The organism is Caballeronia ptereochthonis, assembly GCF_001545075.1.
Taxonomy (GTDB): Bacteria; Pseudomonadota; Gammaproteobacteria; order Burkholderiales; family Burkholderiaceae; genus Caballeronia; species Caballeronia ptereochthonis.
The window spans coordinates 20924-46574 of sequence record NZ_FCOB02000046.1 but is presented as its reverse complement, the minus strand read 5'-3'; the positions used below and the strand labels follow the sequence as shown (position 1 = coordinate 46574).

24 protein-coding genes, 1 tRNA gene and 1 pseudogene are annotated in these 25651 nt (G+C 64.8%); 10 read left to right on the top strand and 16 right to left on the bottom strand.

Annotated elements, in window-relative coordinates; translation table 11 throughout:
* The 3 genes and pseudogenes from AWB83_RS32500 to AWB83_RS32490 form a co-directional block, all read right to left on the bottom strand.
* A pseudogene (locus AWB83_RS32500) lies at positions 1–374 on the bottom strand (hopanoid biosynthesis associated radical SAM protein HpnJ); the annotation flags it as partial.
* A gap of 66 nt (positions 375–440) precedes the next feature.
* Positions 441–1634, bottom strand: coding sequence for a bacteriohopanetetrol glucosamine biosynthesis glycosyltransferase HpnI (gene hpnI, locus AWB83_RS32495; protein ID WP_087049729.1), 1194 nt, complete (start codon positions 1632–1634; stop codon positions 441–443).
* Between the two features lie 411 nt (positions 1635–2045).
* Positions 2046–2549: a DciA family protein gene (locus AWB83_RS32490; RefSeq protein ID WP_087049728.1), complete on the bottom strand. Its 504-nt coding sequence runs from the start codon at positions 2547–2549 to the stop codon at positions 2046–2048.
* A gap of 288 nt (positions 2550–2837) precedes the next feature.
* Between AWB83_RS32490 and secA the strand changes: the two genes are divergently transcribed.
* The 4 genes from secA to AWB83_RS32470 all read left to right on the top strand — a co-directional run bounded on the left by secA (position 2838) and on the right by AWB83_RS32470 (position 8367).
* The gene (gene secA, locus AWB83_RS32485) at positions 2838–5651 is read left to right on the top strand and encodes a preprotein translocase subunit SecA (protein ID WP_087049727.1); all 2814 of its coding nucleotides are present in this window, start codon (positions 2838–2840) and stop codon (positions 5649–5651) included.
* A 157-nt stretch (positions 5652–5808) separates the two neighbouring features.
* Positions 5809–7050 carry a bifunctional glutamate N-acetyltransferase/amino-acid acetyltransferase ArgJ gene (gene argJ / locus AWB83_RS32480; RefSeq protein ID WP_087049726.1) on the top strand — a complete coding sequence of 414 codons (1242 nt, stop codon included), beginning with the start codon at positions 5809–5811 and terminating at the stop codon, positions 7048–7050.
* 25 nt (positions 7051–7075) lie between these two features.
* Positions 7076–7939: an ATP-binding protein gene (locus tag AWB83_RS32475; protein ID WP_087049725.1), complete on the top strand. Its 864-nt coding sequence runs from the start codon at positions 7076–7078 to the stop codon at positions 7937–7939.
* The gene (locus tag AWB83_RS32470) at positions 7936–8367 is read left to right on the top strand and encodes an NUDIX domain-containing protein (RefSeq protein ID WP_087049724.1); all 432 of its coding nucleotides are present in this window, start codon (positions 7936–7938) and stop codon (positions 8365–8367) included. Before AWB83_RS32475 ends, AWB83_RS32470 begins: the two co-directional genes overlap by 4 nt.
* Positions 8368–8370: 3 nt before the next feature.
* On the opposite strand, the gene yacG is transcribed toward AWB83_RS32470, so the two are convergent.
* The 9 genes from yacG to AWB83_RS32425 form a co-directional block, all read right to left on the bottom strand.
* The gene (gene yacG, locus AWB83_RS32465; RefSeq protein ID WP_087049723.1) at positions 8371–8562 is read right to left on the bottom strand and encodes a DNA gyrase inhibitor YacG; all 192 of its coding nucleotides are present in this window, start codon (positions 8560–8562) and stop codon (positions 8371–8373) included.
* A 70-nt stretch (positions 8563–8632) separates the two neighbouring features.
* Positions 8633–9388: a cell division protein ZapD gene (zapD, locus tag AWB83_RS32460; RefSeq protein ID WP_035510226.1), complete on the bottom strand. Its 756-nt coding sequence runs from the start codon at positions 9386–9388 to the stop codon at positions 8633–8635.
* Positions 9389–9557: 169 nt separating this feature from the next.
* A complete protein-coding gene (gene coaE / locus AWB83_RS32455; RefSeq protein ID WP_087049722.1) occupies positions 9558–10163 on the bottom strand; it encodes a dephospho-CoA kinase in 606 nt (201 codons plus the stop codon).
* A 16-nt stretch (positions 10164–10179) separates the two neighbouring features.
* Positions 10180–11091 carry a prepilin peptidase gene (locus AWB83_RS32450; protein WP_087049721.1) on the bottom strand — a complete coding sequence of 304 codons (912 nt, stop codon included), beginning with the start codon at positions 11089–11091 and terminating at the stop codon, positions 10180–10182.
* Positions 11092–11122: 31 nt separating this feature from the next.
* On the bottom strand, positions 11123–12340 hold the full coding sequence (locus AWB83_RS32445) for a type II secretion system F family protein (RefSeq protein ID WP_087049720.1): 1218 nt from the start codon (positions 12338–12340) through the stop codon (positions 11123–11125).
* Complete coding sequence (locus AWB83_RS32440; RefSeq protein ID WP_087049719.1) at positions 12337–13554, bottom strand: GspE/PulE family protein; 1218 nt, start codon at positions 13552–13554, stop codon at positions 12337–12339. The genes AWB83_RS32445 and AWB83_RS32440 overlap by 4 nt, the downstream gene beginning before the upstream one ends.
* A 74-nt stretch (positions 13555–13628) precedes the next feature.
* Complete coding sequence (locus AWB83_RS32435) at positions 13629–14918, bottom strand: HlyC/CorC family transporter (RefSeq protein WP_096059408.1); 1290 nt, start codon at positions 14916–14918, stop codon at positions 13629–13631.
* A 139-nt stretch (positions 14919–15057) separates the two neighbouring features.
* A tRNA-Pro gene (locus AWB83_RS32430) sits at positions 15058–15134 on the bottom strand.
* A 51-nt stretch (positions 15135–15185) separates the two neighbouring features.
* Entirely contained in the window at positions 15186–16178 is a 993-nt protein-coding gene (locus AWB83_RS32425; RefSeq protein WP_087049717.1) for a polyprenyl synthetase family protein, read from the bottom strand.
* A gap of 259 nt (positions 16179–16437) precedes the next feature.
* On the opposite strand from AWB83_RS32425, the gene rplU reads away from it, so the two are divergent.
* The 4 genes from rplU (at position 16438) to proB (ending at position 19491) form a co-directional block, all read left to right on the top strand.
* Positions 16438–16749: a 50S ribosomal protein L21 gene (gene rplU, locus AWB83_RS32420; protein WP_016346298.1), complete on the top strand. Its 312-nt coding sequence runs from the start codon at positions 16438–16440 to the stop codon at positions 16747–16749.
* A 46-nt stretch (positions 16750–16795) separates the two neighbouring features.
* Positions 16796–17056 carry a 50S ribosomal protein L27 gene (rpmA, locus tag AWB83_RS32415; protein ID WP_008342952.1) on the top strand — a complete coding sequence of 87 codons (261 nt, stop codon included), beginning with the start codon at positions 16796–16798 and terminating at the stop codon, positions 17054–17056.
* Positions 17057–17220: 164 nt separating this feature from the next.
* Positions 17221–18324, top strand: coding sequence for an Obg family GTPase CgtA (gene cgtA / locus AWB83_RS32410; protein WP_087049716.1), 1104 nt, complete (start codon positions 17221–17223; stop codon positions 18322–18324).
* Positions 18325–18372: 48 nt separating this feature from the next.
* The gene (proB, locus tag AWB83_RS32405; protein ID WP_087049715.1) at positions 18373–19491 is read left to right on the top strand and encodes a glutamate 5-kinase; all 1119 of its coding nucleotides are present in this window, start codon (positions 18373–18375) and stop codon (positions 19489–19491) included.
* 71 nt (positions 19492–19562) lie between these two features.
* On the opposite strand, the gene AWB83_RS32400 is transcribed toward proB, so the two are convergent.
* Complete coding sequence (locus AWB83_RS32400) at positions 19563–20126, bottom strand: CNP1-like family protein (RefSeq protein WP_087049714.1); 564 nt, start codon at positions 20124–20126, stop codon at positions 19563–19565.
* Between the two features lie 148 nt (positions 20127–20274).
* Positions 20275–20928: an RNA pyrophosphohydrolase gene (locus AWB83_RS32395; protein ID WP_087049713.1), complete on the bottom strand. Its 654-nt coding sequence runs from the start codon at positions 20926–20928 to the stop codon at positions 20275–20277.
* Between the two features lie 278 nt (positions 20929–21206).
* Between AWB83_RS32395 and AWB83_RS32390 the strand changes: the two genes are divergently transcribed.
* Positions 21207–22943 (top strand): proline--tRNA ligase, encoded by a 1737-nt coding sequence (locus tag AWB83_RS32390; RefSeq protein ID WP_087049712.1) that lies wholly within the window; start codon positions 21207–21209, stop codon positions 22941–22943.
* Positions 22943–23542, top strand: a complete 600-nt coding sequence (locus tag AWB83_RS32385; RefSeq protein ID WP_087049711.1) for a MarC family protein — start codon at positions 22943–22945, stop codon at positions 23540–23542. Before AWB83_RS32390 ends, AWB83_RS32385 begins: the two co-directional genes overlap by 1 nt.
* 45 nt (positions 23543–23587) lie before the next feature.
* Here the strand turns inward: AWB83_RS32385 and AWB83_RS32380 are convergent, their stop codons facing one another.
* Complete coding sequence (locus tag AWB83_RS32380) at positions 23588–24139, bottom strand: hypoxanthine-guanine phosphoribosyltransferase (RefSeq protein ID WP_087049710.1); 552 nt, start codon at positions 24137–24139, stop codon at positions 23588–23590.
* Between the two features lie 122 nt (positions 24140–24261).
* Complete coding sequence (gene ffh, locus AWB83_RS32375; RefSeq protein WP_087049731.1) at positions 24262–25629, bottom strand: signal recognition particle protein; 1368 nt, start codon at positions 25627–25629, stop codon at positions 24262–24264.
* Positions 25630–25651 lie beyond the last annotated feature (22 nt).

The following is a 25651-nucleotide window of genomic DNA, read 5'->3' as shown; positions in this document are numbered from 1 at the left end:
CACACGAAGTCGATTGCCTCGCTCGCGGCGAGCGAGTTGTGCGGATCGACGGCCACCTTCGCGCCGACCATGCCGATCAGAATCGATGGATCGCGCTTTTTCAGATATTCGGCGAAGAGCGCATCCGACGGAAACGACGGCGTGCTCGTGTGAATGATGACGAGGTCGTATCGTTGCGCGATGTCGAGCGTCGCTTCGACTGAGAGCGTGTCGGCGGGCGCGTCGAGCACGCGGCTGTCGGGGATCAGCGCGGCGGGCTGCGCGAGCCACGTCGGATACCAGAACGAGCGGATCTCGCGCTTGGCCTGATAGCGCGAGCCGGCGCCACCGTCGAAGCCGTCGAAGGACGGCGCCTGAAGAAAGAGCGTCTTCATGAATGATGCTCCCGCAACATGCGTTGCGATGAATGAATGATGGGAACCACGGCGCCGCCGTCGCAGTCAGCGTCCGTGCGATACGGCGCGCGCCGTCTCCGGCAGCACCCCGCCTCCGACCGGCAACTGCGAGCCTCGCCAGACTACGCTCGAACCGAACGCCGCTGCCAGCCATTCGAGCGCGAGCAAGGTGTCGCGCACCGGCACGAGCGGCAGGTCGCGCCAGAACGCGCGCGCATGGCGGGATTCTCGTGCATGCAGTGCGACGCGCGCCGCGAGACCGCCGCACGACGCGGCGAGCAGCGGCAGCGACAGCGCCGCGGACGCATCCGTCAGCGCGAACGCCGCGCCGGCGAACATCCACGGGAACGTGAACGTGATGAACAGGAACGCGAAGCCCGCGCGATTGACCGAACGGATCGTGCGAAGCCAGCGCGTCTCGCGCTGCCACAGGGCGGCGAGCGTGGGCTCGGTCACGTCGGTGCCGACGATCATCGGCGCGAGCACGGTGCGCAGACCGGCGCGGCGCGCATATTCGGCGAGGTAATAGTCGTCGGCGAGGCAGTCCTTGAGCGCGTGAAAGCCGCCGATCGCGTCGAGCGTCGCGCGCGAGAGCGCGAGCGTCGCGCCGAAGCCATAGCGCCGCGAGCCGCCGCCATGCGCGACGCGCACCGAGGGTGCGAACCATTCGTTGACGAAGAGCGCGCCGATGCGCGTCCAGATTCCGCCGACCGGCGCCGCGCGATAAAGGCAGGTCACGACGCCGACGGCGGGATCGGCGAGCGGCGCCGCCACGGTTTCGAGATAGCGCGGCGTGACGGCGATATCGCTGTCTGCGAGCACGATGATCTCGTGTCGGGCATGCGCCGACGCGTTGATGAGATTGCTCACCTTGCGGTTGCGGCCGTGCTCGCGGGCGTCGATCACGAGGCGGATCGCGCAATCGGGATACGCGGCCTGCAGGCGGCGAACGGTTTCGATGGCCGGATCCGTGACCGACGCGACGCTGAAAATCAGCTCGAACCGTCGATGCGTCTGTTCGCAAAACGTCGAAAGATTCTCGAACAGGCGCGGCTCGGCGCCGCAAAGCGGTTTCAGCACGCTGACGCCGTGATCGCTACCAACCGTATTGATTTGCACGCGCCGTTCGAATCGCGGCATGGCGAGCGCGGCGATCATCGCGTAAATCGCCGCGAGTAAAACCGGGCAAAAAAGAAGCGCGGCGGGCGAGAAAAAAATTGGCACGAGGAAATCGGTCATTGCACCAGGGCGATGGCTCGGGTGGGTGAATGTCAATTCATTTGGCCGCGTGAAATGAGTGCGATCGAGCCAATGCGCGGCGCGAGGCGCTCGGCACGCAATGGCGCGCGCCGCCACGAATCGCGGGCGATAAGGGCACGCAGGGATAAGCCGAAACCGAATTTCCAGCGTCGTCGGCGGAAAATGGCTAGCGCCTGACCAAATGAACGTCGGCGATTCTAGCAATGCCTCTTTTCCATTTGTAATGAAAAGTGTTCCCAGGATTTCGGGTTTTATCGAGATAATCTTTTAATTAATATTTTTCTGATTGTCTCTCGATATAAAAGGCGAATCGAGTGTTTGCTGTCAGGCTAAATGACGGAATTTGCTGCGCGAGGGCTCGAAAAAACACGTGCGGCCCGGACGTCCGATTTACTTCTTGCGCTCCGGGGCACGCCGCGCGTCATGACGCGCCGCCATCTTCGCGAGCGCCTCCTGCAACGGCGACGACGGAAGCGCCTGTGCGAGCTCCTGCAGTGCGGATGCACCCGCCGCCGACATGCGCGCCTGCTTGGGCGGCGGCGGATCCGTCATCGGCCGGGGGCGCACGCGGATCTTCAGCGAGTCGACCGCCCAGCCGCGCTGCTGCAGGTCCGACAGAAGACGCGGCTCGATATGCCGCAGCCGCGCGGCGAGCGCGTTGTGCGCGGCGAAAAGCGCGAGCACGCCGTCCTTGATGAATCCCGGCTCCACGTTTGACGCCAGATAGTCCGGCAACAGCGAACCGAGATCGCGCTGCAGCGCCGCCACCTGTTCGACGCCCGCACGCAGCGCGCGAAACGCATCGGTGCGATCGAGCACGTCGGCGACCGCCTGCGGCCGGCGCGGATCGAATCGCTTCGGCGCCTGCCTTGAATTTGTAGAAAAGCGGCTCATTTTTGATTGTGCGGGACCCTGACGGGATGGTTCGATTGTACGCGAGGCGGGGCACAGCCTGACGCGCGCAGCCTTTTCCGGGCTGCCCGCAGGCCCAGCTTTCAACCCGTTGACTGTCGCGTCGGGCCGACGCGCGCGCGGGCACGCCGACACAAGGCCTGCCGGACTCGCGTGCTAAAATTCCCGATTCGAATTTCACCTTATGGACTTAAGTCGCCGAGGTTCTCCGAGCCCGGACGCAGCCTGGTGCTGGCGCCCGTCCGAAGCCGCGACGCAGACACTGATCCGATGACGACCGGTTTCCTTCAAAAGATTTTTGGCAGCCGCAATCAGCGGCTGATCAAGCAGTACCAAAAGACCGTTGCGGCGATCAATGCCCTCGAGCCGACCGTCGAGAAGTACTCGGACGACCAACTGCGCGCCAAGACCGACGAGTTTCGCCAGCGGGTCGCGGGCGGCGAATCGCTCGACGTGATCCTGCCCGAGGCGTTCGCGGTGTGCCGCGAGGCGAGCCGGCGCGTCCTGAAGATGCGCCACTTCGACGTCCAGCTGATCGGCGGCATGGTCCTGCACTACGGCAAGATCGCCGAAATGCGCACCGGCGAGGGCAAGACGCTCGTCGCGACGCTTGCGGCGTATCTGAATGCGCTGTCGGGCCGCGGCGTGCACGTCGTCACGGTGAACGACTACCTCGCGCAGCGTGACGCCGAATGGATGGCGCGCCTCTACAACTTCCTCGGGCTTTCCTGCGGCGTGAATCTGTCGCAGATGGAGCACGCGCAGAAGCAGGAGGCCTACGCGGCAGACATCACCTACGGCACGAACAACGAGTTCGGCTTCGACTACCTGCGCGACAACATGGTCTACGAGCCGACCGCGCGCGTGCAACGGCCGCTCAATTTCGCGATCGTCGACGAAGTGGACTCGATCCTCATCGACGAAGCGCGTACGCCGCTCATCATCTCCGGCCAGGCCGAGGATCACACCGAGCTCTACGTGCGCATGAACGCGCTGCCGCCGCTGCTCGAGCAGCAGATCGGCGAGGAGAAGGCCGACGGCACGGGCGTCGAGAAGCCGGGCGACTACACGCTCGACGAAAAAGCGCGCCAGGTGTTCCTGACCGAATCGGGCCACGAAAAGGCCGAACGCCTGCTCGCCGAGTGGGGTCTGATCGGCGAAGGCGAAAGCCTGTACGCGCCGCAGAACATCACGCTGATGCACCACATCTATGCCGCGTTGCGCGCGCACACGCTGTTCCATCGCGATCAGCATTACGTGGTGCAGAACGGCGAAGTCGTGATCGTCGACGAGTTCACGGGCCGCATGATGACCGGCCGGCGCTGGTCGGACGGTCTGCATCAGGCCGTGGAGGCGAAGGAGCACGTCCAGATCCAGGCCGAAAACCAGACGCTCGCCTCGATCACGCTGCAGAACTACTTCCGCATGTACGCGAAGCTCTCCGGCATGACCGGCACGGCGGACACGGAAGCGTACGAATTCCAGGAAATCTACGGCCTCGAAACGGTCGTGATCCCGACCAACCGTCCGCCGAAGCGCGCCGACAAGCAGGACCAGATCTACAAGACCTCGAAGGAGCGCTACGACGCCGTGATTCGCGATATCCGCGATTGCGTCGAGCGCGGCCAGCCGACGCTCGTCGGCACGACGTCGATCGAGGCGTCCGAACTGCTGTCCGGCCTGTTGACCAAGGCGGCCATCAAACACGAAGTGCTCAACGCGAAGCAGCACGCGCGCGAAGCGTCGATCGTCGCGGAAGCGGGACGTCCGGGCGTCGTCACGATCGCGACGAACATGGCCGGCCGCGGCACGGACATCGTGCTCGGCGGCAACGTCGAGAAGCAGGCGTCGTTCATCGAAGCGGATCTGTCGATTCCCGAGGACGAAAAAGCCGCGCGCATCCAGAAGCTGCATGACGAATGGCAGACGTTGCACGATCAGGTGAAGGCCGCGGGCGGCCTGCACATCATCGGCACCGAGCGTCACGAGTCGCGCCGGATCGACAACCAGTTGCGCGGCCGCGCGGGCCGTCAGGGCGATCCGGGCTCGTCGCGCTTCTATCTGTCGCTGGACGATCCGCTTCTGCGCATCTTCGCCGGCGACCGTGTGCGCGCCATCATGGACCGCCTCAAGATGCCGGAAGGCGAGCCGATCGAAGCGGGCATGGTCACGCGCTCGATCGAAGGCGCGCAGCGCAAGGTCGAGGCGCGCAACTTCGACATCCGCAAGCAACTGCTCGAATACGACGACGTCGCGAACGATCAGCGCAAGGTGATCTACCAGCAGCGCAACGAACTGCTCGAAGCGAACGACGTGCAGGAAACCATCGCGGCGATGCGCCACAGCGTGATCGGCGACGTGGTGCGCACGTTCATTCCGGCGGGCAGCATCGAGGAGCAGTGGGAAGCGCCCGAGCTTGAAGAAGTGCTGCGCAACGACTGGTCGCTCGACCTGGCCGTTCAGGAGATGATCAACGAGTCGAACTCGATCGACGCCGAGGAAATCTGCGAAGCCGTGCTCGCCGCCGCCGACGAAGCCTACGAGGCGAAGGTCGCGCTGGTGGGCCGCGAATCGTTCAGCGCGTTCGAACGCTCGATCATGCTGCAGACGCTCGACAGCCGCTGGCGTGAGCACCTCGCCGCGCTCGATCACCTGCGTCAGGGCATTCATCTGCGCGGCTATGCGCAGAAGAATCCGAAGCAGGAGTACAAACGCGAGGCGTTCGAACTCTTCGCCGCGATGCTCGATGCCGTGAAGCAGGAAGTCACGCGCGTCGTGATGAACGTGCAGATTCAGTCGCCGGAACAGCTCGAGGAAGCCGCCGAGCAGTACGAAGAGAAGGGCAGCCATCTGGAGAACGTGTCGTTCACGCATGCGGACTTCAATGCGCCCGCCGCGGAGCCCACGCCGGCGGCAGCGGCGGCGAGCGCCACCGCGCAGATGGTCAACCAGGCGATGGGCGCCGGCGACGATGTCAGCGTCGCGACGCGCGGCCCGGACGACGTGCCGAAGGTCGGCCGCAACGATCCCTGCCCGTGCGGCAGCGGGAAGAAGTACAAGAACTGTCACGGCAAGCTGGTGTAATCGGCTGCTGACTTACGACCAAGCGACGCAGCGATGCGTCGTTTGTCTTTGCAGGTTCCCTTATTCACGACGCCGATCCGGCCTGGCCGAGCGGCGTCAGTCTTCCATCCCGTGCCGGCTCGCCCGCCGGCACTCGCCACCAAGCCGAGTCGCGAACATGGCCGTCAACTTCCCCTCGATCGATCCCGCAGCGCTTCATCCCGTCGCCGGCGTCACGCTAGGCTGGGCCGAGGCGAACATTCGCAAGCCCAATCGCAAGGATGTGCTCGTCATTCGCGTCGACGAAGGCGCGAGCGTGGCGGGCGTGTTCACGCAGAACCGCTTCTGCGCCGCGCCCGTCACCGTGTGCCGCGAGCATCTCGCAGCGGCTGGCAAGGGCGGCAAGGGCATTCGCGCCCTCGTGGTGAACACCGGCAACGCGAACGCGGGCACGGGCGAGCCGGGCATGGCGCACGCGCGCGAAACCTGCGCGGAGCTCGCACGCCTCGCTGGCCTCGATGCGCAGCAGGTCCTGCCGTTCTCGACGGGCGTGATTCTCGAGCCGCTGCCGATCGACCGCCTGAAGGCCGGCCTGCCCGCCGCGCTCGCGAATCAGAAAGCCGCGCACTGGTTCGATGCGGCGCAAGCCATCATGACGACCGACACGCTGCCGAAGGCGGCGTCGCGCCAGGTGACGATCGACGGACACATCGTCACGCTGTCGGGCATCAGCAAGGGCGCGGGCATGATCCGCCCGAACATGGCGACGATGCTCGGCTTCCTCGCCTTCGATGCCACCGTCGCGCAGCCCGTGCTCGACGAGCTGGTGAAGCATGTCGCGGATCGCTCGTTCAACTGCATCACGATCGACGGCGATACGTCGACGAACGATTCGTTCATCCTGATCGCATCGGGCAAGTCGAGCCTGCCCGCGATCACCTCGACGGATTCGCCCGCCTACGCCGCGCTGCGCGACGTCGTGACCGAGGTGGCGCAGGAGTTGGCGCAGCTCATCGTGCGCGACGGCGAGGGCGCGACCAAGTTCATGACCGTCACCGTCGAAGGCGGCAAGGACGCGGCGGAGTGCCGTCAGATCGCCTATGCGATCGGCCATTCGCCGCTCGTGAAGACGGCGTTCTACGCGTCGGACCCCAACCTCGGCCGCATTCTCGCGGCGATCGGCTATGCGGGCGTGACGGATCTCGACGTCGGCAAGATCGATCTCTATCTCGATGACGTGCTGGTCGCAAAAGCGGGCGGCCGCAATCCCGAGTACAAGGAAGAAGACGGCCAGCGCGTGATGAAGAAGAGCGAGATCGCGATTCGCGTTCTGCTCGGCCGCGGCAACGCGCAAGCGACGATCTGGACCTGCGACCTCTCCCACGACTACGTGAGCATCAACGCCGACTACCGTTCCTGAGCAGGCGGCGCGCAACGATACGAACATGGACAAGCTCGAACAATTTCTCACGCGCGCCGAAGCTGTGCTCGCGCGCATCGAAGGCATGTTGCCGCCCGCGGCGCCGGATATCGACTGGGAATCCGCGACGGCGTTTCGCTGGCGCAAGCGTCAGGGCCGCGGTTTCCTGCAGCCCGTGCCGGCTATCTCGCAAATCTCGCTAGACGACCTTCAGAACATCGACCGCCAGAAGGGCCTGATCGAGCAGAACACGCTGCAATTCGTGAAGAAGCTGCCGGCGAACAACGTGCTGCTGACGGGCGCGCGCGGCACGGGCAAGTCGTCGCTGATCAAAGCGTGTTTGAACGCTTACGCGAAGGACGGCTTGCGTCTCATCGAAGTCGACAAGGACGATCTGCACGATCTCGGCGACATCGTCGATCTGATCTCGATGCGGCCCGAGCGCTTCATCGTGTTCTGCGACGATCTTTCCTTCGAGGAAGGCGAGTCGGGCTACAAGGCGCTGAAAGTGGCGCTCGACGGCTCGGTCGCGGCGCAATCGGACAACGTGCTGATCTACGCGACGTCGAACCGCCGCCATCTGCTGCCCGAATACATGAGCGACAACGAGACGTACAAGCACACGTCCGATGGCGAGATTCATCCGGGCGAAGTCGTCGAGGAGAAGATTTCTCTGTCGGAACGCTTCGGCCTCTGGGTCAGCTTCTATCCGTTCAAGCAGGACGATTATCTGTCGATCGTCAGCCACTGGCTGAAGCACTTCGGCTGCGATGAGTCCGAGGTCGAAAGCGCACGCGGCGACGCCCTCGTCTGGGCGCTCGAACGCGGATCGCGCTCGGGACGCGTCGCCTGGCAGTTCGCGCGCGACTGGTCGGGGCGCAAGCAATGACCGATTCTCAGACCGACATCGCGCCCGACGGCCGCAAGGTCACGGAAGTGGCCGTCGGCGTGATGGTGCAGCCGGATGGACGCTATCTGCTCGCGCAACGGCCCGAAGGAAAGCCGTACGAAGGTTATTGGGAATTTCCCGGCGGCAAGCTGGAGCCGGGGGAGAGCATCGAGGCGGCGCTCGGGCGCGAACTGCACGAGGAGCTGGGTATCGACGTCACCGGGTGCCAGCTCTGGCGCACGCTCGAGCACGACTATCCGCATGCGTACGTGCGTCTGTTTTTCTGCAAGGTGACAGACTGGAAGGGCACGCCGCTCGGACGCGAAGGTCAGGCGATCGCCTGGCAGACGCTTCCCGTGGAGGTCGCGCCACTCTTGCCCGCGGCCATTCCCGTGCTGGAATGGCTCGAAGAGGAAGAGCGCGAGTAACGATCAGTTCAGGCCGCCGTGCTGGTCTTCGTCCGGCGGCGTTTCCTGCGGATTGCCCGCAATCTTGTACTTTTCGGCCGCCCAGGCGCCGAGATCGATCTGCTTGCAGCGCTCCGAGCAGAACGGACGAAAGCGGTTTTCCGGGACCCAGCGGACTTCCTTGCCGCAGGTCGGACATTTGACGACAGTGGTCATGACGGTAAGGCGTGACGATTCGCGCCGGCGTTGATCGACATTCGATCCATATGGGGCCGGCCGCTGCGGTTCAAAGGCTGCAAAGCGTCAGATGAAAGGGCACGTCGACATCGACGGCGCGCGGCTTCAGATCGCCGTCCTGCACCGTGAAGCGCACCCACAGCATGTACTTGTTCGCGCTCGCTTCCGGAATCACTCGCGTGTCGGGCGAGACACGCACTTGCATCAGTTGATATGTGCGGCCCGACAGCATCTGCTGATAGCTGCCCTGCATGGCCATCACTTTCGATGCCTGACCTGACTCGCGCGCGAGGCGCAGGACGATGGCCGCCGCGTCGCGCAGCGCGAGCATCGGCATGACCCATTTGGCGATGTCCTGACGCCGCTCTTCCACCGGCAACTGCTGCCACGCGTAGTACGACGGCAGATCGAACTTGCACGTTCCACCGGGGATGATGGTGCGGCTGCGAATGCTCGCGAGCCACTCGTTGTCGGCGAGATGCTGGCCGGTCTTGCCGTGCATGTCGGTGAGCCCGCCGAGCGTCTGCTCGATTTCGCCGAGCACGGCTTCGAGCGCTTCCTGTTCGATACCCGGATTGCCGCGGAACGGCGCGAGCGTCTGCCGCTGCCGCTCCAGCTCCTTCATGAGGTCGGCCTTGAGATCCGTGCGGCCTGCGACTTCGGCAATCTCGAAGAGCGTCGTGAGCGCGACGTGATGTTCGCGCGCGTCTTCCTGAGTCAGAAAGAACGTGAAGCGCTCGAACAGGTCTTCGAGCCGCAACAGCGTGCGGATTCGCTCGTTGAAGGGATACTCGTAAAGGATCAAGCGCGCTCGCCTCGGCGTGGGTCGGTTGCTTCCGTGAGCGGAAGTGAGCACATTCTAATGCCGCATCCTCACCCTAGCAAATCGAGGCGAAATCGTGCCGCAAGCTGCGCCATTTCGTGAAAAACGGGAACTTTCGGGCGGTTTCGACAACTCAGGCGTCCACGCCGAATCACGCTGACGCCAGCGCGAGATAACGTGTGTGAAGCGCGTCGACATCGTGCGCCAGCGTGTCGAGGGTGGCGGATTCGTCGTTGAGCACGATGTCGTCGGCGGCGGCGAGCCGTGCTTCCCGCGTCGCCTGTTTCGCGATGATCGCGAGCACCTGTTCGCGCGTGAAGCCGTTGCGGCGCATGACGCGTGTGATCTGCGTCTCGACGGGACAATCCACGACGAGCACGCGCGACACGCGCGTCGACCACTCGCCGGACTCCACGAGCAACGGTACGACCACGATGTGATACGCGCCTTGTGCCGCGTGGCGCTGGCGCTCCGTTTCGGCGCGGATCAGCGGATGCACGATCGCCTCGAGCCGCGCCTTCGCGGTGTCGTCGGCGAAGACGAGCGTGCGCATCTCCGCGCGATCGAGGGAGCCGTCCGCCGCGACGAATTCCTGGCCGAACTCGCTCGCGATGAGCGGCATCGCGACGCCGCCAGGCGCGGTGATGCGGTGCGCGATCAGGTCGGTGTCGATCAACGGCACGCCGCGCGCCGCGAACAGATCCGCGACCGTGCTCTTGCCGCTGCCGATGCCGCCGGTGAGGCCGATGCTGAACATCCGTTGCTCCCTTCGATCATCCGAACAATGCATAAAGCGGCGTGCCGACGAAGAGCGTGATCGCACCGCCCGCCGCGAGAAACGGCCCGAACGGCAAGGGCTCCTCGAAACGCATGCGCTTGCGCCACGTCGCGGCGATGCCGAACGCCGCGCCCGAGACCGCCGCGATCAGCACGACCTGCGCGAGAGCGGCCCAGCCGAGCCACGCGCCGATCGCGGCCAGCAGCTTGAAGTCACCGTATCCCATGCCTTCCACGCCGCGCGCGAGCCTGAAGAGCCAGTACACGCACCACAGGAAGAGATAGCCCGCGATCGCGCCGGTCACCGCGTCGTGCAGCGTCGCGAATCCGCCTTCGCCGAAGTTGACGATGAGGCCGGCCCAGAGCAGCGGCAGCGTCAGGACATCGGGCAGGTAGCGCGTGTCGTGGTCGATGAGCGCCGCCGCCAGCAAGGTCGCGCACAGCCCGAATGCGGCGAGCGCGGCCCAATCCGGACCATACGCGTAAAGCGAAAGCGCCGCGAGCGCGCCGGTCGCGAGTTCCGTCAGAGGATAGCGCGGGCTCACGCGCGCGCCGCAGGCCGAGCAGCGTCCGCGCAGTGCGAGATAGCTGATGACGGGAATGTTCTCCCACGCGCGCAGCACGTGCCCGCAATGCGGACACGCGCTGCGCGGCACGGCGAGGTTGAAGCGCTCGGGGCAGGGGGCGGCGGCGGGCTTGGGCGCATCGGGCATCGCCGCTTCGACTTCCGAGCGCCAGGCGCGTTCGAGCATGATCGGCAGACGATGCACGACGACGGTCAGAAAGCTGCCGATCACGAGGCCGAACACGACGGCGAACCCGTACTGCACGTCGACGGGAAGCGCGGCGAAGGCCGCCAGATAGCGGCTTGCGAAGTGCGCGGCGGACGGATCGAACGAAGGCTGCATGATGGTCGAACGGTGGCTTTGGCCCGCGATGCTACACCACGTTGCCGAGCTGAATGATAGGAAGATACATCGCGATGACGAGGCCGCCCACGAGCGCGCCCAGCACCGTGATGACGAGCGGCTCGCACAGGCTTGCGAATGAGCCGATGCGTTCGTCCACCTGACGATCCGCGAGCGTGGCGAGATCGAGCAGCATCGCATCGAGCGAGCCCGATTCTTCGGCGACCGCGATCGGCTGCACGACGTCCTGCGGGAAGCATCCGAGCGCGCGCATCGCGGCGGCGAGACGCTCGCCATTGCGCAGGCGCGCCGCGATTTCGACGGTCGCGCGGTCGAACACGTGATTGCCCGTGGCGTGCGCGAGCGAGTCGAAGGCATCGGACAGCGGCGTGCCCGCCGACAGCAGCGTGCCAAGCGCGCGGCTCCAGCGCGCGACCGCGAGCGAGCGCAGCAGCGCGCCGGCGAGGGGCAGACGCAACGCCAGGCGATCGGCGGTTTCGCGTGCGTCGTGCGAACGCTTCATCCAGCTCGGCGCGGCGATCATCGCGCACGCGCATGTGGCCACGAACGGTACGCCAAAGCGCCCGACGCCATCGGACAGCGCGAGCACGAAGCGCGTGGGCGCGGGCAGCGCGGCGCCGAAGCCGTCGAAGATGGTCTTGAAAGTCGGCACGACGCCGATCAGCAAGCCCGCCGTGATCGCAAGCGACAACAGCAGCACCATGACCGGATACGCGAGGGCGGCGCGCAGTCTGGCCCGCTGCGAGGCGGCACGCTCGCGATCGTCCGCGAGACGCGCGAGCACCGCCGGCAGCGCGCCTGCCACTTCGCCGACCGAAACGAGCTGGCAATAGAGCGCACCGAACGCGGCCGGATGATGCGCGAGCGCCGCGGAGAACGGCACGCCGCGCGTGATATCGCGGGCGAGCGCGCGCACGATGCGCGGCAGTCCGCCGCGCGCCGTGGTGCCGCCGATCAGCTCGAGCGCGCCTGCGAGCGGCAGGCCCGCGCGCAGGAGGCTGGCCAGCTGGCGCGTGAAGAGCGTGACGTCGGCGGTCGTCGCCTTGGGCGGCGGCGCGGCGCCGAGCATCTCGAGTCCGGTGACGATCACGCCCTCGCGCCGCAGCGATGCGCGCGCCGAGACGGCGTCGGCGGCGATGATTCTCCCGTGCTTCTGTTTGCCCTCCGCATCCATCCCGCGCCAGGCGAAGCGCAATTCCGGCGAGTCCCGCATGGCGGCGCGCATCATTCGACCTCCGTCGCTTCGGCCGCTTCCGCGATGCTCGTCACGCCTTCGCGCACGCGAGCGAAGGCCGCATCGCGCAGCGCGGGCATGCCCTGCGATTGCGCCGCGCGCGAGATCGCATGCGTCGCGGCGCGCGAGACGATCAGCTCGCGGAGTTCATCCGACACCGGCATCAGCTGATGCACGCCGACGCGCCCGCGATACCCGATGCCGTGGCACGCCGCGCAGCCGCGCGGCTCGAACGGATGGAACCCGTCGTCGAGCGGCAGCGCCGACGGCGCGCGGCACTGTTCGCACAGCTTGCGCACGAGCCGCTGCGCCGTGACGAGCCTCAACGCCGACGCGAGGTTGTAAGGCGCCACGCCGATGTCGATGAGACGCGCGATCGCGGCGGGGGCATCGTTCGTGTGGAGCGTCGAGAGTACGAGATGCCCGGTCTGCGCGGCTTTCACCGCGACGTCCGCGGTTTCTGCATCGCGTATCTCGCCGACCATGATGACGTCCGGATCCTGCCGCATGAACGCGCGCAGCGCGACGGCGAAAGTCAGTCCCGCTTTTTCGCGAACGCTCACCTGATTGATGCCCGCGAGCTGGATCTCGACCGGGTCTTCGACCGAACACACGTTGCGCGCCTCGGCGTTGAGCATCTGCAGGAAGCAGTAGAGCGACAGGGTCTTGCCGCTGCCGGTCGGACCGGTCACGAGCACGAGGCCGTGCGGCGCGCGAATCGCCGATTCGACCACGCGGCCTTGCGCGTCCGCGAGGCCGAGGGCGGCGAGCGACAGATCGGACGGCAGCGCGTCGAGCCGTCGCAAGACGAGCTTCTCGCCGAAGAGCGTCGGCAGCGAGTTGACGCGATAGTCGCCGAACCGCCCGCCCGGCAGATTCAAACGCAGGCGGCCGTCCTGCGGCACACGGCGCTCCGCGATGTCCATGCGCGCCAGCACCTTGATGCGCGTGACGAACGCATCGCGCAGGTGCGGCGGCGGGCGCCTGAGCCCATGCAGCACGCCGTCGACGCGCACCCGGATGCGCCAGTCGTGCTCGGACGGCTCGACGTGAATATCGGACGCGCCGCGCTCGGCGGCTTCGCGCAAGGTTTCGGCGAGCAGCGAGACGGCGGGCGCTTCGTTGTCGGGTGCGGAATCGCGCGCGGGATCGGCCGTGCGGGGCGGGCGCGCGAAAGTGTCGAAAGCGTCGCGAGAGGGGGAGATCATGGGCGTCGTGCCGTCGGAGTCGGGATGAGCCGATCATCCCGCCGGCGGGCGGCAACGCCCAGTCGTCCGGACGGCTAACGCTGCGCGCGACTCGGCGGCGCGGATGGACGGAAGATTTTCACGGTGCGGATTGCCTGATCGTCGCTGCGCATCACCTCGAAATTCACGCCTGCGATGCGCACCGATACGTCGCCGTCCGGAATGTCCTCCAGCGTCTCGAGAATGAGCCCGTTGAGCGTCTTCGGACCGTCCGTGGGCAGCGACAGATGCAGCCAGCGGTTCAGCTCCCGCAGCGGCATGCTGCCGGCCACGATGCACTCGCCATTGTCGTCCCAGCCGCCGCGCGAGCCGGTGCCGCGCGGGATCGTCGTCGTGAATTCGCCGATCAGTTCCTCGATGATGTCCTCGGGCGTCACGAGCCCCTGCAGTTCACCGTACTCGTCGACGACGATCGCGATGCGATGTCCGCTTTCCTGGAAGTACTGCAATTGCTGAAAGACCGGCGTGCCGGTCGGCACGAAATAGGGCTCGGCGAGCAGTTCGCGCAGGGTCTCGCGCTCGAGCTCCTGGTTATGCAGCGCCGAAAGCGTCTTGCGCACGTGCAGAATGCCGAGCACGCGGTCGATGTCGCCCTGATAGACGACCAGCTTGTTGTGATAGCACGTCTCCAGCTGATGCAGGATCTGCTCAAAAGGCGCGTCGAAATCGAGCGCTTCGATGCGGCGGCGCGGGATCATCACGTCGTCGACCGAGATGTTTTCCAGATCGAACAGATTCAGCAGGATGCTGCGGTGCTTCGTCGGCATGAAGCTGCCGGTTTCGAGCACGATGGTGCGCAGCTCCTCGGGCGAGATCCGTTGATCGCGCTTGTTCTTCGTGTTGATGTGCAGCGCGGCGAGGATGGCGTTGGCGAAGAGATTCACGAACCAGATGAGCGGACGCGACACGCGCATGAGCGGCGCGAGCACGAGGCTCGCGGGCAGCGCCACTTTCTCCGGATAGGTCGCGCCGACGATCTTCGGCGCGATTTCCGCGAACACGATGATCAGAAACGCGATGCCGCCGGTCGTGATCGACAGGACGAGATTATTGTGACCGAAAGTGCGCAGCGCGATCGATGTGGTTAGCACCGGGATGATCGTGTTTATCAGGTTGTTGCCGATGAGGATGACCGAGAGCAACTGGTCGGTCTTGGCGAGCAGGCCCTGAGTCGTGCGGGCGCGCAGCGATCCCTGGCTGGCCAGATATTTCAGGCGATGGCGGTTGAGCGCCATCATCGACGTTTCGGAGATGGAAAAGAAACCGGAAAGGAAGAGAAGCAGAAAAATGGCGCAAATTTGCGCCCATAAGGGGAGGTTGTCCACGCGATGATCGGGTAGGGGCGAAGATGGGAGGGAATATAGCAGACGGGTTCGGAACCTTGCCGTCGGCCGGATGGCCATGGTCGAAGCCCGCCGGAAAACAAAAAACCCGCATGGCAGACCATGCGGGTTTCGGCAATTCTGGTCGGGGTGAGAGGATTCGAACCTCCGGCCTCTACGTCCCGAACGTAGCGCTCTACCAGGCTAAGCTACACCCCGAATTCAATTAACTTGCACTCGACTTGTACTTCCAGGCCGCTTTAGTCTCGTTCAAGACTGCCGCGACGTCGAGTAAGAACATAATTCTAGCAGGCTTTCTTTGAAAATGGAATCGGGAAACGAAGAAATCGCATTCGCGGCTGCGTGAGCTTCTTTCCGCGCGCATTCCAGCGTGTGATCCAGCGCACCCGACGTCGTGATTGCGTGGAAGATCGTCTCGAAGCGATCGGTTCCGCCCTGCTCGATCGCCTCGCGCGCGAGCGCGGCCTGCTCCGGCGTGCCGTGCTCCATCAGATAGATGAGCGGCAAGGTGGGCTTGCCTTCGCGCAGGTCGTCGCCGGCGTTCTTGCCCATCGATTCTGGCGTGCCCGTGTAGTCGAGCCAGTCGTCCATGATCTGGAACGCCGTGCCGATGCGCCGGCCGAACTCCGCCGCCGCCGCCTCCGTGCGCGCGTCCGCTCCGGAGAGCACCGCGCCCAGCTGGGCCGCCGCTTCGAACAGCTTCGCCGTCTTGTAGCGGATCACCTGCATGTAGCGCGCTTCGTCGACGTCCGGGTCGTGCATGTTGAGCAGTTGCAGCACTTCGCCTTCGGAAATGATGTTGGTCGCGACCGAGAGAATCTCCATCACGCGCATCTTGCCGACGCCCACCATCATTTCGAACGAGCGCGAGTACAGGAAGTCGCCGACCAGCACGCTCGCCGCGTTGCCGAACAGGGCGTTCGCCGTCTTGCGGCCGCGCCGCAGGTCGGACTCGTCGACCACGTCGTCGTGCAGTAGCGTCGCCGTGTGGATGAACTCCACCACGGCCGCCAGCTCGTGGCGATGTCCGCTCGTGTCGCCCAGCGCGCCCGCGACCAGAAGCAGCAGCGCCGGGCGTAGCCGCTTGCCGCCCGCGCCGATGATGTACTCCGAAATCTGGTTGATGAGCATCACTTCTGATGCCAGGCGCTGCCGGATGACGCGATTGACCTGCTGCATGTCCTCGGCGATCGGGGCGAGCAGTGCGGCGGCGTTTGGGGAGGAAGTGGCGGTGGACGACATGATCGGCAATTAGGGTAATCCGGCGGATTATAAGGCGAATCCGACAGACGACGGGTGCTCGGGGCGTCGAATCGAAGCGTGTCGGCGAAATTCGGGCGCGATTGGCATCCGATTGGGACCCTTTTCGCCGAGGTTCGCGCACGGATCGCGCCCGCGCGCCGCGGATCTCATTGCGCTTTGACGTCGAGCGTAACCCTATGTATAATCGCGTGTTTTCCCCGCGTGGTGCGTGGAAAAAGAATTTTGAATGAGGTTCTCAATGTACGCGGTCATAAAAACCGGCGGCAAGCAGTACAAGGTTGCCGTTGGCGAAAAATTGAAAGTAGAACAGATACCGGCAGACATTGACGCTGAAATCACGCTCGACCAGGTTCTCGCAGTGGGCGAAGGCGAATCGATTAAGTTCGGTACGCCGCTGGTCAGTGGGGCTTCCGTCAAGGCTACCGTCGTCTCCCAGGGTCGTCACGCCAAAGTGACCATCTTCAAGATGCGTCGCCGGAAGCACTACCAAAAGCACGCTGGCCACCGCCAGAACTACACCGAACTGCGCATCGACGCGATCAACGCCTAAGGCGGCGTCGAACGTTTCGCACAGTAATCGGTAAAGGAGCTATCAAATGGCACACAAAAAAGCAGGCGGGTCTTCCCGCAACGGCCGCGACTCCGAGTCGAAACGCCTCGGCGTGAAGGTGTACGGCGGCCAGGCAATCAACGCAGGCGGCATCATCGTTCGCCAGCGCGGCACGCGCATGCACCCGGGTGAGAACGTCGGCATCGGCAAGGACCACACGCTGTTCGCGCTGGCCGACGGCCACGTCAAGTTCGTGACCAAGGGCGCTGCGAAGAAGCACACGGTCGTCGTCGTCCCGGCAGCGTAAATTTTACGCACGGGCTTCAGGACCGAAAAATGGCCCCGCGAAGTTCGCGGGGCCATTTTTATTTGGTGCGCGGAAAAGGCGTATTGGGCGAATTCAAGGATATCGGTGACCGGCTTCGTCTGGTCACGGCAAAATAGCTGGAAATACACGGGACGGAGCAACGCATGAAGTTCATTGACGAAGCGAGGATCGAAGTCATCGCCGGCGACGGAGGAGATGGCAGCGCGTCGATGCGCCGCGAAAAGTTCGTCCCGTTCGGCGGGCCGGACGGCGGCGACGGCGGGCGCGGCGGCAGCGTCTACGCAATCGCGGATCGCAACATCAACACGCTGATCGACTACCGGTTCGCGAAAAAGCACCAGGCGCGCAACGGCGAAAACGGCCGCGGCGCCGACTGCTACGGCAAGGGCGGCGACGACATCACGCTGCGCATGCCGGTCGGCACCATCATCACCGATCAGGACACGGGCGAGCTGATCGCCGACCTGACCGAGCACAATCAACAGGTATTGATCGCGCAAGGCGGCGCGGGCGGCCTCGGCAACCTGCATTTCAAGTCGAGCACGAACCGCGCGCCGCGTCAGAAGACCGAAGGCAAGCCCGGCGAGCGCCGCATGCTCAAGCTCGAGCTGAAAGTGCTCGCCGATGTCGGGCTGCTCGGCATGCCTAACGCGGGCAAGTCGACGTTCATCTCCTCGGTGTCGAACGCGCGCCCGAAGATCGCGGACTATCCGTTCACGACGCTCGCGCCGAATCTCGGCGTGGTGCGCGTCGGTCCGAGCAAGAGCTTCGTGATCGCCGACATTCCGGGACTGATCGAAGGCGCGGCGGAGGGCGCTGGTTTGGGCCACCGCTTCCTGCGTCACTTGCAGCGCACGGGCGTGCTGCTGCATCTGGTCGACATGGCGCCGTTCGATGAAAACGTCGATCCCGTCGCGGAGGCGCGGGCGATCGTGGGCGAGCTGCGCAAGTACGACGAGGCGCTCTACGAGAAGCCGCGCTGGCTCGTGCTGAACAAGCTCGACATGGTGCCGGAAGACGAGCGCGAAGCGCGCGTGAAGGATTTCGTCGAGCGTTTCGAGTGGGACGGTCCGGTCTTCGAGATTTCGGCGCTGACCGGTCAGGGTTGCGAAGCGCTCTGCTATGCGGTGTACGACTACATCTCGAAGCATTCGGACGCGTCGCGCGCGGCGGAGGCGGAAGATCTCGCCGCTGACGTGCGCTTTCGCGGCGATCTGGCGAGCGATCAGTCAAACGACTACGAATAACGACGCGCCCGTCAAAGCGGGCCGCGACACCCGAGGAGAAAGCGCACGATGCGTTCGGTCATCGCCGCTGCAAAGCGAATCGTAGTGAAAGTGGGGTCCAGCCTCGTCACCAACGACGGGCGCGGGCTCGATCATGCGGCCATCGGTCGCTGGGCGTCGCAGATCGCGGCGCTGCGCGGGCAGGGCAAGGAAGTCGTGCTCGTGAGCTCGGGGGCGATCGCGGAGGGCATCCATCGGCTCGGCTGGAACAAGCGGCCGCGCGAGATCGACGAACTGCAGGCGGCCGCGGCCGTCGGACAGATGGGCCTCGCGCAGGTCTATGAAAGCAGCTTCGGCGCGCACGGCATCCGCACCGCACAGATTCTGCTCACGCACGCCGACCTGGCCGATCGCGAACGCTATCTCAACGCGCGCTCGACGCTGCTCACGCTGCTGCGTCTGGGCGCGGTGCCGATCATCAACGAAAACGACACCGTCATCACCGACGAAATCAAGTTCGGCGACAACGACACGCTCGGCGCGCTGGTGGCCAACCTGATCGAGGGCGATGCGCTCGTCATTCTCACCGATCAGCGCGGCCTGTTCACCGCCGATCCGCGCAAGGACCCGAACGCGACGCTCGTCGAGCAGGCCGATGCCGGCACGCCCGAACTGGAGGCGATGGCGGGCGGCGCGGGCTCGAGCCTCGGACGCGGCGGCATGCTGACCAAGATTCTCGCGGCGAAGCGCGCGGCGCATAGCGGCGCGAACACGGTGATCGCGAGCGGCCGGGAGGCCGACGTGCTCACGCGTCTGGCGTCGGGTGAGATGATCGGCACGCAGCTCGTCGCGCGCACGGCGCGCATGGCGGCGCGCAAGCAATGGATGGCGGATCACCTGCAAGTGCGCGGACATGTCGTGATCGACGACGGCGCGGTGCACAAGCTCACCGCGGACGGCAAGAGCCTGTTGCCGATCGGCGTGATCGACGTGAAGGGCGCGTTCGATCGCGGCGAGGTCATTGCCTGCATCAACAATCTGGGGCAAGAGGTGGCGCGCGGCATCACGAACTACAGCAGCTCGGAGGCGCGGCTGATCCATCGACGGCCGAGCGGCGAGATCGAGAGCGTGCTCGGCTACATGCTCGAGCCCGAACTGATCCATCGCGACAATCTCGTGCTCGTCTGAGCCACGGAGCAAAAAGAAAAAGCCCGCTGAGCCGCACGGCCAGCGGGCTTTCTTTCACGGCGAAAGCCGCGTCAGCGCACGTTGATCGAGCTCTGCGTGCGCCTGTACTGGATGTTGTTCACGATCTGCTTGGCCGTACCCACCGGCAGCTTGCTCGTGCAGAAGTAATCCTGATAGAGCGCCGCCTGATACGCGTTCAACTCGCCGTTCTCGATGCGCCTGAAATCGAACGCGACGCCTTGATCCCAGCCGTTCTGGTCGTCGTTGATGCTGGCGTAGCGGCGCCATTCGTAGGTATCGCAGCGAATGCCCTCGTAGTTGACGTTGCGCGCACCCGCCGGGCTCGTCACGACGATCACGTAGCGCACGACGCCATCCTTGCCGACGGTAAGCGTTGTCTTGTCGACCGCGAACGTGAGCGGCGTGTTCTGCGAGACGCTGAAGGGCAGCAGATTCGACGCTTGAGGCAGCGGCGGCAGCGTCTCGATCTTCTCTTCGGTCCAGTTCGGCTTGCGGTCGAGCAGGTAGGTGAACACGCCGTCGTCCTGACTGGACGGCGCCTTGGAACTGGAACATCCGGCGAGCACGGCCAGCGCCGCCGCGGATGCGGCGATTACCGCGAGTGAGGCATTCACTTTCAATTGGGTCTTCCCGGAAACATGCGCGCGGGGCTTCGGGCGCCCGCCCGGCGACAAAGGGCAAAAGACGAAATGGCACGGCAAGAATTTCGCCGTGCCACCGCTCCGAATGCTGAGTGTCAAAGTGTGCGAAGGACCGAGGAACTCAGTCGCACGATGAACGCTGCTGCGCGATCACCTGCACTTCTTCGCTGACCGTGCATTCTGCCTGAACTGCCGCGCCGGAGGCAGTAACAGGAGGTGCTTCGATCGTCATCGTCTGGACCATGCGCGGATAGCGCGGTCCGTGATGCGCGGCTCGCTCGCCGCGATCGCCGCGGGAGTTGGTTCGCCGCAGGAACCGGGACAGCTCGCTCAGAGCCAGTTGATAAACGTCGCGCTTGAACTCGATGACCGCATCGAGCGGCACCCAATACTCGTTCCAGCGCCAGGCATCGAACTCCGGATGGTCCGTCGCGCGCAGACAGATGTCGCAATCGCGTCCCACCATGCGCAGCAGAAACCAGATCTGTTTCTGACCGCGATAATGTCCGCGCACCTCGCGCTTGATGAACTTGTCCGGCACCTCATAACGCAGCCAGTCGCGCGTGCGACCTACAACTTTCACGTGCTCCGGAAGCAGGCCGGTTTCTTCGTGTAACTCCCGATACATCGCTTGCACGGGGGTCTCGCCGTATTTGATACCCCCTTGCGGAAACTGCCAGGAATGTTCACGCAGCCGCTTACCCCAAAACACTTCGTTGCGCGCGTTCAAGAGGATGATGCCGACGTTCGGGCGAAAGCCTTCACGATCCAGCATACAACCACCTTTGAATCCTTTAAAATTGCTTTGATTATAAACAGTTAACGAGCCCCGCGCACCGGCAGGAACCCCAATTCGGGGCATGAATGCCGGGCCGGAGTCAAGACTCTTTGCCAGACAACCGGGAAGGCGGCAAAATCTTCTGTCTGCCGGCCGGAATGAACGCTTACTCTGGCCCCGTGCAAAGCCGTCGACCGTTTCCGTCGTTCACCTTCGTTTCGCCTGCTCCGGCGCTCATCGAGCACTGAAGCGCGCGCCGCTTTTGGAAAATTTGAATGAAAGCATCCCGTTTCTTCATCGGCACCCTCAAGGAAGCTCCCGCCGACGCCGAGATCGTCAGCCACAAGCTGATGATGCGCGCCGGCATGATCCGCCGCGTCGCGGGCGGTATCTACGATTACATGCCGATCGGCCTGCGCTCGGTGCGCAAGGTCGAAGCCATCGTGCGTGAAGAGATGAATCGCGCGGGCGCGCTCGAACTTCTGATGCCCGCCGTGCAGCCCGCCGAGCTCTGGCAGGAGTCGGGCCGCTGGGAGCAATACGGCCCGGAACTGCTGCGCTTCAAGGATCGCCACGAGCGCGATTTCGTGATGGGCCCGACGCACGAGGAAGTCGTCACCGACATCGCGCGCCGCGAGATCAAGAGCTATCGCCAGTTGCCGGTCAACTTCTACCAGATCCAGACGAAGTTCCGCGACGAGATCCGTCCGCGCTTCGGCGTGATGCGCGGCCGCGAGTTCATCATGAAGGACGCGTACTCCTTCGATAAGGACCTCGACGGCCTCGCCGAGTCGTACCGGAAGATGTACGACGCCTACGTGCGCATCTTCACGCGCATCGGCCTCGAGTTCCGCGCCGTCGCGGCGGACAACGGCTCCATCGGCGGCAGCGGCTCGCATGAGTTCCACGTGATCGCCGATACGGGCGAGGACGACATCGCCTATTGCCCGAACTCGGACTTCGCGGCGAACGTCGAGGCTGCCGATGCGCTGCCGCTCATCGAAAAGCGCGCCGCACCGACCGAGGAGCTGAAGAAGACGCCGACGCCGGGCGCCGCGAAATGCGAGGCGGTCGCGCAACTCTTGAACATTCCGCTCGAGCGAACCATCAAGTCGATCGTCCTGGCGACGGACAACGAAGGCGCCGAGCCGACCATCTGGCTGCTGATGCTGCGCGGCGACCATTCGCTCAACGACATCAAGACGGGCAAGCTGCCGGGTCTGAAGGGCTACCGTTTCGCGACGGAAGCCGAGATCATCGAATGGTTCGGCACGCCGCCGGGCTATCTCGGCCCGATCGGCACGAAGAAGCCGGTGCGCGTGATCGCGGACCGCACGGTCGCGAACATGAGCGATTTCGTCGTCGGCACGAACGAGGTCGATTACCACACGACCGGCGTGAACTGGGGCCGCGATCTGCCCGAGCCGGAAGTGGCGGATATCCGCAATGTCGTCGCGGGCGATCCGTCGCCGGACGGCCGTGGCACGCTCGAAATCTGCCGCGGCATCGAAGTGGGCCACGTGTTCCAGCTCGGCACGAAGTACTCCGACGCGATGGGCGCGACCTATCTCGACGAAAACGGTAAGCCCGCGCCGATGCAGATGGGCTGCTACGGCATCGGCGTGACGCGCGTGCTGGGCGCCGCGATCGAACAGAACTTCGACGATCGCGGCATCATCTGGCCGGAAGCCATCGCGCCGTTCGAAGTCGTGATCTGTCCGATGGGCTATGACCGCAGCGAGGCCGTGCGCGAGCAGGCCGACAAGCTCTACGCGACGCTGCAGGAAGCGGGCATCGACGTGATCCTCGACGATCGCGGCGAGCGTCCCGGCGTGATGTTCGCGGATTGGGAGCTGATCGGCGTGCCGCATCGCATCGTGATCGGCGATCGCGGGCTGAAGGAAGGCAAGCTCGAATATCAGGGCCGCCGCGATACCGAGGCGACGCTGCTGCCGGTCGAAGAAGCGGCGAACGTGGTGACGGGCAAGGTGCGGGCCGCGCTCGGGAAGTAATGCAGTACAACTTCCTGTCGGCGACGATCCTGCTGCTGCTGATCACCGATCCGCTCGGCAACATTCCGATCTTCATCAACGCGCTGCGCGGCGTCGCGAAGGAGCGGCGCCGCGTCGTGATCCTGCGGGAAGTGGCGATCGCCTTCGTCATCCTGCTGGTGTTCATGCTGGCGGGCGACCGCTTCCTGCGCGCGATGAATCTCACGGATCTGTCGCTGCGCATCGGCGGCGGGATCGTGCTGTTCCTGATCGCGCTGCGGATGATCTTCCCGCATCCCGATGGCCCGATGGGCGGCGACTCGCGCGGCGGCGAGCCGCTCATCGTGCCGCTCGCGATTCCGGCGCTGGCCGGGCCTTCCGCGCTTGCGACGGTCATGCTGCTGACTTCGCAGGCGCCCGGCAAGATGCTGGAGTGGATCGGCGCGCTGACGATCACCATGATCGTCTGCGCGATCGTGCTGATTCTCGCGGAGAAGATTCAGCAGTGGCTCGGCGAGCGCGCGGTCACGGCCTTCGAGCGGTTGATGGGACTCGTGCTCGTGGCGATTTCGGTGGAGATGATGCTCACGGGAATACGCACTTTCGTGCATCAGCTGTAAAAAAAGCGGCCGAGGCCGCTTTTTTCATGTCGCATCGGGGAACGCTCAGGCGCCTTCGGTCAGCGCGCGGATCGTCGGCAGATTGCGCCAGTAACCCTTGGCATCCATCCCGCAGCCGAACACGTAACGATCCGGCACCTCGAACCCGCAGAAATCCGGACGCAGCGGCTTCGCCTTCGGGATGATCTTCTCGCACAGCACCGCCGACAGGAACGTCTTCGCTCCCATCGCCATGATGCGGTCGCGGATCGCGGCCATCGTCTCGCCTTCGTCGAGGATGTCGTCGAGCACGAGCACCACGCGATCCTTTACCGATTCCGCCGGCGCCACGCGCCATTGCATCTCGCTGCCGCCCTTGATGGCGTTGCGGTAGCGCGTCAGGTGGATGTAATCGAACTCGAGCGGGAAATCCAGATGCGGCAGCAGCATGCCGGTGAACACGGCCGCGCCCCCCATGACCGAGAGCACGAGCGGGAAGTCGTCTTTCGTCGCTGCCTTGATGGCCGCGGCCATCTTGCCGATCGATGCGTTGACTTCGTCAGCCGACACGATCTCTTCGGAGTGGCTGAAAATATGGAGAGCTTCTTCGCGATTCATAGGGAAAGCGGGGGAGAGGCTGACTTCTTAGTGTGGAAAAAAACGGCGGCGTGCGCCATATGATAAACCCGCGTTTCCTTCGCGTCGGGCGACGCGGGAAAACGCGGGTCCGGGGGCTGCGATCAGCGCATGCCGGGCAGCATGCCCTTCATGCCGCGCATCATCTTCTGCAGGTTGCCGCCCTTGAGCTTCTTCATCATGCCGCGCATCTGCTCGTACTGATTGAGCATGCGGTTCACTTCCTGAACGTGCACGCCCGCGCCCGCCGCGATGCGGCGCTTGCGCGCGGCCTTGATGAGCTCGGGCTTGGCGCGCTCCGCCAGCGTCATCGAATTGATGATGCCTTCCATGCGGCGCATCTGCTTTTCGGCATTGTTCATGTCCGCGCCTTGCGCCGCCTGCTGGAACTGCGCGGGCAGCTTGTCCATGAGCGACGAGAGGCCGCCCATGTTCTTCATCTGCGCGAGCTGCGCCTTGAAGTCGTTCAGGTCGAAGTCGCCGCCTTTCTTGACCTTATCGGCGAGCTTCTGCGCGGCCTGCTGGTCGACGCCGCGCTGCGCTTCCTCGACGAGCGCCATGATGTCGCCCATGCCGAGAATCCGGTTCGCCATGCGATCCGGATGGAAGACTTCGAGGCCGTCCAGCTTTTCCGCGACGCCGACGAACTTGATCGGCTTGCCGGTGACGTGGCGCACGGAGAGCGCCGCGCCGCCGCGCGAATCGCCGTCGAGCTTGGTGAGCACGACGCCGGTGAGCGGCAGCGCGTCGTTGAACGCCTTCGCGGTGTTGACGGCGTCCTGCCCCAGCATGGCATCGACGACGAAGAGCGTTTCAGCGGGCTTGAGCAGTGCGTGCAGCTCGCTGATCTCGTTCATCATCGCTTCGTCGATGCCGAGACGGCCGGCCGTATCGACGATCACGACGTCGTGATAATGACGCTTCGCCCAGTCGATCGCCGCGCGCGCGATGTCCGCGGGCTTCTGGTTCGGCTCCGACGGGAAGAAATCCGCGCCGACCTGCTCGGTCACCGTCTGCAGCTGACGGATGGCGGCGGGGCGGTACACGTCGACGGAAACCGTGAGCACCTTCTTCTTCTGCTTCTCGCGCAGCAGCTTCGCGAGCTTGCCGGTGGTGGTCGTCTTACCCGCGCCCTGGAGACCCGCCATCAGGATGACCGCAGGCGGCGCGACGGCGAGATTCAGTTCGGCGGCCTTGCCTTCGTAATCGCCGCCGATCACGGCCGTCAGTTCTTTCTGCACGACGCCGACGAGCGCCTGACCCGGCGACAGGCTCGAGAGCACTTCCTCGCCGAGCGCCTTTTCCTTCACCTTCGCGATGAATTCGCGCACGACCGGCAGCGCCACGTCCGCTTCGAGCAGCGCGAGACGCACCTCGCGCAGCATCTCCTGCGTGTTGGCCTCGGTGAGCCGGGCCTCGCCGCGCAGCGTCTTGACGACGCGCGCCATCCGTTGAGTGAGGTTATCGAGCATGGGGAAACGGTAGAGAATGCGG